Source organism: Agathobaculum sp., assembly GCF_022775115.1.
In the GTDB taxonomy this organism is placed as follows: domain Bacteria; phylum Bacillota; class Clostridia; order Oscillospirales; family Butyricicoccaceae; genus Agathobaculum.
The window spans coordinates 38,616-49,878 of the sequence record NZ_JALFLA010000016.1; the positions used below are offsets into that span (position 1 = coordinate 38,616).

11 protein-coding genes are annotated in these 11,263 nt (G+C 63.1%); 2 read left to right on the forward strand and 9 right to left on the reverse strand.

From position 1 onward, the window contains the following. Nucleotides 1–21: 21 nt before the first annotated feature. The 9 genes from hisS to MR935_RS02180 all read right to left on the reverse strand — a co-directional run bounded on the left by hisS (nt 22) and on the right by MR935_RS02180 (nt 9,397). Nucleotides 22–1,383, reverse strand: a complete 1,362-nt coding sequence (gene hisS / locus MR935_RS02140) for a histidine--tRNA ligase (RefSeq protein ID WP_290570621.1) — start codon at nt 1,381–1,383, stop codon at nt 22–24. Between the two features lie 71 nt (nt 1,384–1,454). Beyond that, nucleotides 1,455–1,868, reverse strand: a complete 414-nt coding sequence (locus MR935_RS02145) for a methylglyoxal synthase (protein WP_290570622.1) — start codon at nt 1,866–1,868, stop codon at nt 1,455–1,457. Nucleotides 1,869–1,936: 68 nt separating this feature from the next. Beyond that, a complete protein-coding gene (locus MR935_RS02150; RefSeq protein ID WP_290570624.1) occupies nt 1,937–2,680 on the reverse strand; it encodes a nucleotide-binding protein in 744 nt (247 codons plus the stop codon). A 99-nt stretch (nt 2,681–2,779) separates the two neighbouring features. Continuing rightward, nucleotides 2,780–4,990 (reverse strand): peptidoglycan D,D-transpeptidase FtsI family protein, encoded by a 2,211-nt coding sequence (locus tag MR935_RS02155; protein ID WP_290570626.1) that lies wholly within the window; start codon nt 4,988–4,990, stop codon nt 2,780–2,782. 33 nt (nt 4,991–5,023) lie between these two features. Beyond that, nucleotides 5,024–5,533, reverse strand: coding sequence for a hypothetical protein (locus tag MR935_RS02160; protein WP_290570628.1), 510 nt, complete (start codon nt 5,531–5,533; stop codon nt 5,024–5,026). Nucleotides 5,534–5,537: 4 nt separating this feature from the next. Beyond that, on the reverse strand, nt 5,538–6,383 hold the full coding sequence (mreC, locus tag MR935_RS02165; protein WP_290570630.1) for a rod shape-determining protein MreC: 846 nt from the start codon (nt 6,381–6,383) through the stop codon (nt 5,538–5,540). 28 nt (nt 6,384–6,411) lie between these two features. Next, nucleotides 6,412–6,975, reverse strand: coding sequence for a Maf family protein (locus MR935_RS02170; RefSeq protein ID WP_290570632.1), 564 nt, complete (start codon nt 6,973–6,975; stop codon nt 6,412–6,414). Nucleotides 6,976–7,052: 77 nt separating this feature from the next. Further along, a complete protein-coding gene (locus MR935_RS02175) occupies nt 7,053–9,089 on the reverse strand; it encodes a U32 family peptidase (RefSeq protein WP_290570634.1) in 2,037 nt (678 codons plus the stop codon). After that, nucleotides 9,086–9,397, reverse strand: a complete 312-nt coding sequence (locus tag MR935_RS02180; RefSeq protein ID WP_290570636.1) for a cell division protein ZapA — start codon at nt 9,395–9,397, stop codon at nt 9,086–9,088. The genes MR935_RS02175 and MR935_RS02180 overlap by 4 nt, the downstream gene beginning before the upstream one ends. Before the next feature lie 331 nt (nt 9,398–9,728). Here MR935_RS02180 and MR935_RS02185 point away from each other — a divergent pair, with 331 nt between their 5' ends. Then, complete coding sequence (locus MR935_RS02185; protein WP_290570638.1) at nt 9,729–10,871, forward strand: DEAD/DEAH box helicase; 1,143 nt, start codon at nt 9,729–9,731, stop codon at nt 10,869–10,871. Further along, a partial coding sequence (locus MR935_RS02190) for a phosphatidylglycerol lysyltransferase domain-containing protein (RefSeq protein WP_290570640.1) occupies nt 10,868–11,263 on the forward strand: 396 nt, incomplete at its 3' end. The genes MR935_RS02185 and MR935_RS02190, both read left to right, overlap by 4 nt.

The following is an 11,263-nucleotide window of genomic DNA, read 5'->3' on the forward strand; positions in this document are numbered from 1 at the left end:
TTTGCCCGCACCGGGGCGGTCTTACTGCCGGTCGACGATGACCTTGCCCGCATTCGCGGCGGCAAGTCCGCTGCGTATCTGCTCGACCGCCTGCTCGAAGGAAACCTTGACCTGTTCGCCGCTCCGCATATCCTTGACGGCCAACAGTCCCTCCTTTATCTCGTCTTCGCCGAGGAAAACAACATAGGGGATGCCGAGCTTGTCGGCATAGCCGATCTTGTGCTTAAACTTTTTCTGCTCGCTGTAAAGCTGGGTGCGGATGCCCGCGCCGCGCAGGCCTGTGGCCAACGCGATCGCTTGACCGATATCCTCAGTCATCGGCAGGATGAGCACATCGGCGGGCGCTTTGTTCATCTGCTCGTTCAGATAGCCCTGCTCGCCCAACACATAGAACAGGCGCGTCAGGCCGATCGAGATGCCGACGCCCGGCAGCTGTTTATCGGTATAATATGCAGCCAGATTGTCATACCGACCGCCTGAACAGATCGAGCCGATCTCCGGGTGGTCGAGCATCGTGGTCTCATACACCGTGCCGGTGTAATAGTCAAGGCCGCGCGCGATGGTCAAATCGATCACAAAATGGCTGGCCGGCACGCCGAACGCCTGCATATACCGCGCCACGGTCGCAAGCTCATCCGCGCCCTGATCGAAGGTCTCGTTGCGCCCCTTGTAGCGCTCGAGCGCGGCCAGCACGCCCGCTGCGCCGCCCGGCGCGGTGAGGAAGGTAAGCAGCTCGTCGGCTGCCTCCGACGGGACGCCGCAATCCCCGGTCAGCACAGTTCTGACCTTATCCGCGCCGATTTTTTCCAGCTTGTCTATCGTGCGCATCACCTCGCCCGCCTTGTCCGCCAGCCCGAGGATGGCGAACAGGCCGCTGAGCACCTTGCGGTTGTTGATGCGTATCTGAAAGCGCGCAAGCCCGAGCGCGGTGAACAGCTTGTAGATGATGCTCGGCACCTCGGCTTCATTGATGATATCGAGCTTGCCGTCACCGATCACGTCGATATCGGCCTGATAGAACTCGCGGAAGCGGCCGCGCTGCGCGCGCTCGCCGCGGTAGACCTTGCCGATCTGGTAGCGGCGGAACGGAAACGTCAGTGCGCTGTAATGCTGCGCGACGTACTTGGCCAGCGGCACGGTCAGGTCAAAACGGAGGGACAGGTCGCTGTCCCCCTTCATAAAGCGGTATATCTGCTTCTCAGTCTCGCCGCCTCCCTTAGCCAGCAGCACCTCGGAGGACTCGATCAGCGGGGTGTCCAGCGGATAAAAGCCGTACAGTGCGTAGGTCTCGCGCAGCGTCTGCATGATGCGCTCCATCTGCATCTGCGGCGCGGGCAACAGCTCCATAAAGCCGGACAGCGTTCTCGGTTTGACGTTTTTCATACTTCTACTCCTCAAGACAGACGATTGCACCGAACGGGCGGCGCGGCCCATCCGGTGCATGTTCGTTTGTATTACTTTTTTCCGTTTTTGGGGTTAACGATGTTGCGCCAGTCCAGATCGCCGCGATCAAGACCGAGCACGAGCATTTCAGCCGTTGCCGAGTTGGTTGCGATTGGGATGTTGTGCATATCGCACAGGCGCGCGATCGCATGCAGATCAGGCTCATACTGGGAATTGGACATCGGATCGCGGAAAAACAGCACAAGGTCGATCTCGTTATACGCCACGCGCGCGGAGATCTGCTCCTCGCCGCCCTGCATCCCGGCCAGACACTTGTCGATCTTCAGGCCGGTCGCGTCCTCCACCAGTTTGCCGGTCGTGCCGGTTGCGCAGATGTCATGCTTTGCCAGAATGCCGCAGTAAGCCATGCAAAACTGCACCATCAGCTCTTTTTTGCGGTCGTGCGCGATCAAAGCTATGTTCATTTCTTCTGTCACATCCCCTTCCAAGTCCACCACACAAGCTGCCTGCCCCATCCGCACGCAAGCGTGCGTTACAGCCGGACCAACGGTACCCGCTCGCCCTCCAGCCGGCGGGCGATACTGCAAAACGCACGCGATGCACCCGTCTGCTTGACTGCCAGTATGCTTTTGCCGCTGTTTCCGCAGGAGATCAGGTCTTCATCCTCCGGTACGATGCCGAGCAGCGGCAGCCCGGCCTCGTCCATCGCATCGTCAATATTGCCCGAGCGGCCGCGCGTTATCATGCGCGGCCTGACACGGTTGAGCACCATGCGGATGCGGGAAATGCAGTATTCTTCCTCCAGCTTACGCGCGCAGCGCTCCGCGCCGCGAATGCAGGCGCGGTCGGTCGCGGTGACGACGACGGCCTGCGTTGCAATGTGCGCCAGAAAGGACAGCTCGGCCGGCAGGCCGGCAGGGCCGTCCAGCAGCAGATAGTCGAAGCCAGCCTCTTCGGCCTGCGCGACCAGCTGCTCCATGCCGCGCTCGCTCAGCGCGGGCAGCGCCACGGGCGCGGTAAGTAGGTACAGCGACTCACAGTCCGGGTGGCGCGCCATGGCGTCGGCCAGCGGCACAGCGCCGCCGGCAACATCAGCAAAGGAGTATACCACGCGATCGGACATGCCCAGCACAATGTCGAGGTTGCGAAGGCCGCAGTCACCGTCAATCAGCAGCACGCGGCGGCCGAGCTGCGCCAGCGCCATGCCCACACCCGCCGCAAAGGAGGTTTTTCCCGTGCCGCCTTTGCCGGACGCTATTAAGATGACCTTCAACATACCGCCTCCGAAATTCATAAAACTCTACCGATACATTATAATCCATTGGGGGCAAATTTACAAGCGCCTGTGTAAATTTTTTAACACACCTTGGCAGGTTCAGGGGACAAGAGTGTTTTCCTGCTGCACCGTTTTGACATTATCGTCCGGTTCGGCCTTGAAATAGGCGTCGAAAATATCCCGCACCACGGGCGCGACGGACGAGCCGTGCTCGGCGCCCTCGCCCACGACGCACACCACGATTTGCGGATCGTCAAACGGAGCAAAGGCAACGAACAGGCCGTTATTATACTTGGTGACCACGCCGTTTTTATCGCTTTCAAACATTTCCGCCGTGCCGGTCTTGCCGCCCACCTTGACCGGATAGTCCGCGAACACGGTCGCCGCGGTACCGCCCTCGGCGGTAACCTCGCCCATACCGGTCATCACGAGGCGGCGCGTCGCGTCGGAAAATTCGATCGTGCCGATCACCTCGGGCTGCTCGCTGCGCACGACACTGCCGTAGTCATAGCTTTTGATATTACGCACCAGCGTCGGCTTGTACAGTGTGCCGCCGTTTACGACCGCCGCGACATAGTTTGCCATCTGCAGCGGGGTAAAGCCATTGTCCGACTGGCCGATGGCCGCGTTGACGTCATCGCCGCCCTGCCATTCGCGCAGCGCCGGGTCGGCCTCGATCATCAGCTTGCGGTAGCTCGGCCCCGCCGCGTGCCCGGCCGATTCGCCCACCTCAATACCGGTCACCCGGCCAAGGCCAAAGCGGTCGCACCATTTTTCCATCCGCTCGCCCTGCAATTCCTTGCCGACATTGTAAAAGAACACGTTGCACGAATACTTGATCGCCTGCGTCACGTCGAGCGTCATGGGCTGTGGGTGGTTGTTGCAGCGGAAGGTCTGGCCGCCGTACTCGAACGTGCCCTCGCATTTATAGGTCGTGCCCGCGTTGATCACACCCTCCTCGAGCGCAGCGATCGCGGTCAGCACCTTGAAGGTCGAGCCGGGCGGATAAACACCCTGCGTGGCGCGGTTGTATTCGGGCGAACGGGAATCGTTCAGGCGCGCGTTGACCTCGTCCTCGTCATAGTAGTTCTCCAGGTCGTAGGTCGGATAGGACGCCATAGCCAGCACCTCGCCGGAGTTGACCGCCAGCGCGACCGCCGCCGCGCCGCGCCGGTACTGCGCCATATTCTCCGCGAGCGACTGCTCGGCCACCTGCTGCAAATCCAGGTCAATGGTGGTGATCACGTTGTCGCCCGGCTCAGGGGCATAGCCGGTCGTCTGCTCGCTGACGGTCTTGCCGCCGAGCGTGGTGTCCACCGTGCGCGAGCCGGCTGTGCCGTGCAGATAGTCTTCCAGCGCACTTTCGAGGCCGCTTTTGCCGATCGAGTCATTCTGGTTATAACCGGACTTGTCCTTGTATGGGCCGCCGTTTTTGTTTTCGTACCATTCCTCGTAGTACATCGGGCCGACCGTACCCAGCAGGTGCGCAGCCAGCTGCGTATCATACCGGCGGACGGCCTCCGTATCGACCTCAACGCCGCGATATTGCTGATGATGCTCCTTGATATAGGCGATCAGGTCGATCGAGATATCCTCGGCCATGGTGAAGTTGACGCGGGTGCCAAAGCCGATCTGCCGCATACTGTAATACAGCCCAATCAGCGTGCGCGCGTCGGCCTCGTTCAGTCCGGCGGGCAGTCCCTTGCTGCGCTCCAGATAGCCCCGCATCACCCGGATAAACTCATCCGCACTGACGTACTGCGTCGCGTCGAGCGCGTCCACCTCGTCGATCACGTTGCCGTTCGCGTCATGGCGCGGCCGCTCCTGCTGGCGGGTCTGCGCATCGGTCACGGCCTGCTGCAGCGCGGTCAGGCCGAGGGTATTACGGCTGTCCTTGAGATAGGTGGACAGGCTGGTCATCTTGCTGTCTCCCGCCGCGGCGGTATAGGTGTACGGCGCGGATGTGCTGATGGGCAGCGTGTCACACAGAGTGCCGCCGTCCGCGCGCACCCGCGCGGCCAGATCGAGCAGGCGCTCGTACTGTCCCTCGGTCTCCCACGCGGAGTGCACCAGCACCAGCGAAAAGGCCGTTTTGTTGGTCACCATCGCGCGACCGTAGCGGTCGAGCAGCTCGCCGCGCGCGGCGGACACGGTCGAGGTCGTGGTCAGGTACACGGCGGCGCGCTTGACATAGTCCTCGCCATCCACCATTTGCAGGCGGATCAGCTGCGCCCCGGCGGTTCCCGCGCAGAGCAGCAGCAGGCAGCCCATCACCAGCAGGCGGCGCAGCAGTTGATTTTTATTTATCATGGTTTTTCTCTCCTCCGGCGGAAAAGGGGGAACTCAGTGTGTGCCAAAGCGGCGGCTGATCCGCCCAACCGGCCAATAGACGATAAAGCACAGCAGGCAGGACAGCAGCGTGCCGCCCACCACCTGCTGCAGCACCAGCGAAAAGGATGCGCCCTTCTGCGGCAGCAGATAGACCAAATAGCGCATCAGGCCCAGCAGCACCATCTCGCATGCGTTCATCATCAGCATGGAGACATAGCTGCGGCTGAGCGCCAACCGGCTCAACGCGCCCGCCACCAGGCCGAACAGCAGAAAAAACAGCGGATACAAGCCGTCTATCCCGATAAAGCCGAGGTCGTAAAACACGCCGACGATAATGCCTGTCACCGCGCCCTCCATCGGCCCGTCCCACAGCGCGGCAGCGGCCACAAAGGCAGGCAGCAGATCCAGATGATAGCCCCGGAACGACCACGCGCCCAAAAGGCTTGTCTGCACCACATACACTGCCAGCACGAGCAGCGCGTAGCACAGCAGCTTGGGTATGGATAATTGTTCTCTCTGCATGGCGTTACTCCATGGTATCCGTAAAGGCGGTGACGATCGAAACGCTCGATACCGTGTCCACATCGACAAAGGGCTTGATGACCGCGTAATAGGAAATGCCGTTCTCCTCGGGCAGCACGCTTTCGACCGTGCCGATCATCACGCCCTTGGGGAACACGCCGCCCGCGCCCGAGGTCTCCACCGTGTCGCCGATAACGACCGAAGCGTCCTCCTTTAAGTAAGACAAGCGCAGATTGCCCTCGGCCATCAGGTCATAGTTGCCCTCAGCGATCGCGCTCTCGCGCGTGCGGGTGATGAGCGCGCCGCACTGCATCTCTATGTCTATCACACTGGTCACCTCGCAGTAGTTAGGCGCGACCGCGCTGATATAGCCGGCCACGCCGTCCTCGGTGATGACCAGATCACCCTTCTCCACGCCGTGGGACGAGCCTTTATCCAGCGTCAGTGTGGTCGCCCAGTCGCCCGGGTTGCGGGCGATGACCTCAGCGGGCAGCGTGGTCAGGTCACGCGTGCGCTCGGGCATACCTGCGTCACGGCGCAGACGGTCGTTTTCCTCAAGCGCAAGGCGCGCGTCGCGCACCTCCTGCTCCATGCCGCGTATCTGCTTTTTCAGCTGCTCATTTTCGGCCTTGAGCGCGTCAAATTCAGTGAAATAGGACAAGCCCTTGCCGAAAAACCTGCTCACGCCGGTGGCCAGCCGCTGCACCGGCGCGGTCACCACGCCGACCAGCCGGGTCACCGGCGAGGGGTTGCCGCTCACGCCGCTGTACAGCGCGCCCAGCACACATATCACGATCACCACGATCACGCCCACAAAGAAGCGCGAGCTGATGTTCCTTCTCCTTCGCAAAATTATCCTCCCATCCGTCGCAGGCGCGTCACACCGCGCCCAGCTCTCTCAGGATCACATACAGACCGGCAACGGGCAGCCCCATCACGCTGTAATAGTCGCCCTCTATCCCCTCGACCAGCAGCGCGCCGCGCCCTTGGATGCCGTATGCACCCGCCTTGTCCAGCGGCTCGCCCGTGGCGAGGTAGGCGGCAAGCTCGTCCTCCGCGAAGTCACGGAAGCGGACGTGCGTGCGGGTGAGCAGCGTGCGCGCCGCACCCTCGGGCGGCAGCACGGCAAGGCCGGTGAGCACCTCATGTGTGCGGCCGCACAGGCGGCGCAGCATTCCCGCAGCCTGCGCTTCATTTTCCGGTTTGCCGAGCGGCAGGCCGTCGATCGTTACCATCGTGTCCGACCCGATGCAGACCGCCTGCGGATGCATCTGCCGCGCGGCGTTCGCCTTGCTCACGCTCAGCCGCACGACCTCCTCGTCCAGCGGCGCGCCGGGGCGCAGCGTTTCGTCCGCGTCCACCGGACAGACCGAAAAACGCGCGGTGATCAAGCCCATCAGCTCGCGCCTGCGCGGCGAGCCGGAGGCCAAAACCAACTCCATCTTCACAGCTTCCTCCTCTTTCCGCCGCCGCGCGGAACACGGCGCTGCCCCTCTTGCGCAACCCTCGGCGAACGCGCTCATTCCACGCCCCGCTTGTACAGTCCGCTTGTAAATTCCCCTTCGAGGGGCGCACCGGCAAGAAATGCCCGCGCGATATGCGCGCACTCCTCGGGTGTTTCAATGGTGAACAGCAGACGCGCGGTATGCACGCCCAGCCGCGCGAAATCCTCCCGCAGACAGAGCGGACGGTTGCCCAGCAGCGTGTTGCGGCAGCCGTATTCGGGCAGCAGCGGAAAACGCTCCTTTTTGCGGTCGGTCAAGTAAGTCACGCCGTCCTCACAGCGGCATTTGCCGCCGTGCCGCCCGCGGATAGCGCAGTTTTCAAAAATCATCAGCGGCAGGCGGCCGTAGACGATGAGCTCACTCTCAAGCGGCCCGGCCATGTCGCGCACCTGCGCCAGCCGCGCCTCAAACGACAGCGTCTGCCGCTTGACGCCCAGCTCGGCCAGCGCTTCGAGCGTCTGGCAGTTGAAGGCATTCAGGCCGAAGTCCCCGTGTACGGTCACGCCCATACGGCGCGCCAGCATGGCCTGCCCGATGTTGCCGATCAGCACGGTATCCGTGCCCCGGCTCATCGCCTTGCCGAGCAGCATCTCGATCTCGGGCTGCTCGGTATCTGAAAACACGCGCGGCAGCGTGGCCGGCAGGCCGGTTTCGGCCGCAACCGTGACCGGCGCGTAGATAGTCTCCAGCCCCAGCCCGGCAAGCGCTTCGGCCTGCGCCGCCGTGCGCACCGAGGCTGTAAAGCCGCGAAAGCCGTGCGCCAGCCGCACCAGGCCGTTCTCGTCCGGCGCGGCCTCGTCCACCCAATCGCGCGCGGGCGGCGCGGCGCGCCTTGCCAGCAGCAGCGCAAGCGCGTCGCGCCGCATACTGTTGATCGCCGCCGCCGGGAGCATCAGCCCGTCCTCCAGCTCAATGCGCAGCCTGTCCGTCCAAAAGGGTGTGCCGCCCGTCTTGCGCAGCGATTTTTCCACCATTTCGGACGTGAGCGCACGCTTTTGCGCATCCTCGACCGGTGCGGCGGACGAAACGCCGTCCACGCTCAGCACCGCGCCGGTGTCCCGCCGCGCGGTGAAATGCATATATACCGGCACGAGCGGCGCTTCCTTGCCCGGCTCAAAGCGGCGGGCGGCCTCGTGGTAAAGCGCCTGCACCTCGGAGAGCGGCAGGTCGGTCTTGATGCCGAACATCTCCGCCCCCTTGCGGCCGGTGTAGTAACCGTCGGTAAAGCCGTCCCGCGAGAAGACGCGACGCAGCGTGTCCTTTTCCTCCTCGGTCGGGCCGCGCCGCTCGCGCAGCAGATCGGCGTATATTTTGGTGACGATAGCCGTGTACTCCGGCCGTTTCATGCGCCCCTCTATTTTGAGCGAAGACACGCCCATATCGGCCAGCGCGGCCACATGCCCGGCCAGCGCCAGATCCTTGAGCGAGAGCGGATAGCCCCCGTCATACGGCAGGCGGCAGGGCTGCGCGCACAGGCCGCGGTTGCCCGAGCGCCGCCCGATCACCGCGGACAGGTAGCACTGCCCCGAATAGCACATGCACAGCGCGCCGTGCACAAACACCTCGGTCTCGATCCCGGCCTCGGCCGTGATCCGGCGCACCGCCTCAGCCGGGCACTCACGGCTGAGCACCACGCGGGAAAAGCCCATTTCCTTGGCCTGCCGCGCGCCGTCGAGCGTATGCACAGTCATTTGGGTCGAGGCGTGCAGCGCAAAATCAGGCGCGTGGGCATGGATCAGCCGCGCAAGGCCGAGATCCTGTACGATCAGCGCGTCCGCGCCCGCCTCATACAGAAATTTCGCATCCTCCACGGCAGCGTCGAGCTCACGGTCGCCCGCAAGGATGTTGAGCGTGATATTGCTTTTTACGCCGCGCGCGCGGCAATAGGCGATGGCTTCGGCCATCTCATCGGCGGTAAAACCCTTCGCGCCCCGGCGCGCGTTGAACGAGCCAAACCCCATATATACCGCCCCCGCGCCCGATTGCACGGCGGCGCGCACCCCTTCGGGTGAGCCTGCCGGGGCAAGCAGTTCTACTGTATTATTCTTCATCGGCGCTTGTGCCCCTGCTGCTGGCTGCCGTTTTTCTGCGCCTGACCGCGCAGCGCTTCGTTCTCCGTCTCAAGCGCACGGCACTTAGCCTCAGCGCTCTCGGCTGCCTTTTTCGCCTTGATATATTCGTCCGCCAGCGTCACGACCGACAGCGCCAGCGCGCGCGTCGATGCAAACGCCGACGAGCCGCCGCAGGCGGCGATGGTCTGCTGTGCCAGCTCGGCCACTTCGTTCATATATTCCTCGGATTCCTCCGCCAGCATCGTATATTGCTGGCCCGCAAGCTGGATAACCATACGGTTTGGCATGAGAGATCCCTTCCCTTCGCAAAATCAATCAAAAGGCACGACCCGCGCGTCGGCGCGGTCCGCCTGTCCGCTTTTCTGTTTTGACGCGGCATAAGCCAACGGCGCGGTGTTCTTTATAGTATACCACAACGTCTCCGGCAAGTGAATACAAAAATACGCGCGTCTGCGCGCCCCTTCTCGCCTTTTTGACAAAAAGGACCGGCTGCCGCCCCGGCAGCGGTGCAGGGGTATGCCCGTCGGGCGGCGCAAGGCCGAAAAAAGTTGCGCCGGACGCACCGATATGATACACTAAAGGCCGACGAAATATATGATAAAAAGGATAGATTTAGATATGGAAATCAACGGACAGCCGGCCCATGGCGCGGTCGGGTACGACACGCTCGGCCTTTCCCCGGAAATCATGCGCGCGCTCGACAAAAAGGGCTACCAGATCGCCACCCCGGTGCAGGGCGGCGCGATCCCCTATCTGATGGACTGGCGCGACATCATCGCCAAAGCGCCGACCGGCACAGGCAAAACCTTCGCCTTCGGCATCCCGATGGTCGAGCATGCCGAGCCGGAGAACGAGGCTGTGCAGGCGCTCGTCCTCGCGCCGACACGCGAGCTGGCGCTCCAAATCGAAAGCGAGCTGCGTACCCTGTGCGAGTTCAAGCCGGGCGTGCGCGTGGCTTGCCTGTACGGCGGCGCATCAATGGACAAGCAGGTGCGCGCGCTGGCAAAAAAGCCGCAGATCGTCGTGGCGACGCCCGGCCGGCTGGCCGACCACCTCGGGCGCAAGACGCTCCGGCTCGACCGGGTGCGCACCGTCGTGCTGGATGAGGCCGATCGTATGCTTGACATGGGCTTTATCGAGGACGTGACCCGCATTCTGGACAAAATGCCCCACCGCCGCAACCTTGGCATGTTCTCGGCCACCCTCTCGATCGAGGTGATGGATATTTCTTGGGTATATCAGCGCGACCCGGTCGAGATCACCGTGCAGGCCGTCAAGGAAGACCGCCCCGACATCCAGCAATACCGCATCGAGCTGGACTGGCGCGACAAGACCGACCTGACCGGCAAGCTGATCGAGGCGGGCGGCTACGAACGCGCTATCGTCTTTTGCAACACCAAGGCCATGGCCGACCGGCTGGCCGCCCTGCTGCGCGCGCAGGGGCTTGACGCCGGCTGCATCCACGGCGATATCCGCCAGAGCATCCGCGAGCGCACACTCACCCGCTTCCGCCGGGGCAAGCTGCGCGTGCTGGTCGCCACCGATGTGGCCGCGCGCGGACTGGATATCGACGATGTGGACGCCGTCATCAATTATGATATCCCCGAAGAAGGGGAATACTATGTCCACCGCATCGGCCGCACCGGCCGGGCCAAGAACCAGGGCGCGGCCTACAACCTGCTCTCCTCCGTCACCGAGGAGATCCGGCTGGACGCCATCGTCCGCAACAACCAGTACGAGATTGAGACCATTACTTTATGATATCTTTTGAACCACCCAGTCTCTCCGACCGCTGCTGGGCCACCGCCCTGGCAGCGCTGGAAGGCCCCCCCCTCTGCGACTACAGCTTTCCCGTCCTCTTCTGCTGGCAGCAGACCTATGGCTTTCAGATCGCCCGGCTGGACCGGCGGATGCTGGTTCGGCTGGAATCCTCCCGGGGGCCGGCCTACCTATGGCCCGTGGGAGACGGCGACCCCACCCCGGCTCTGGAGGCCCTGACCCGGGAGGCCCACAGCCAGGGCCACCCTCTGCGGCTGATCTGCCTGGGCCAGTACCACAAAAACTGGCTGGCCGACCGGTACCCCGGCCGCTTTGCCTTTGCCGAGGTCCGGGACAGCTTTGACTACCTCTACTCCGTGGACCGCCTGGCCGAT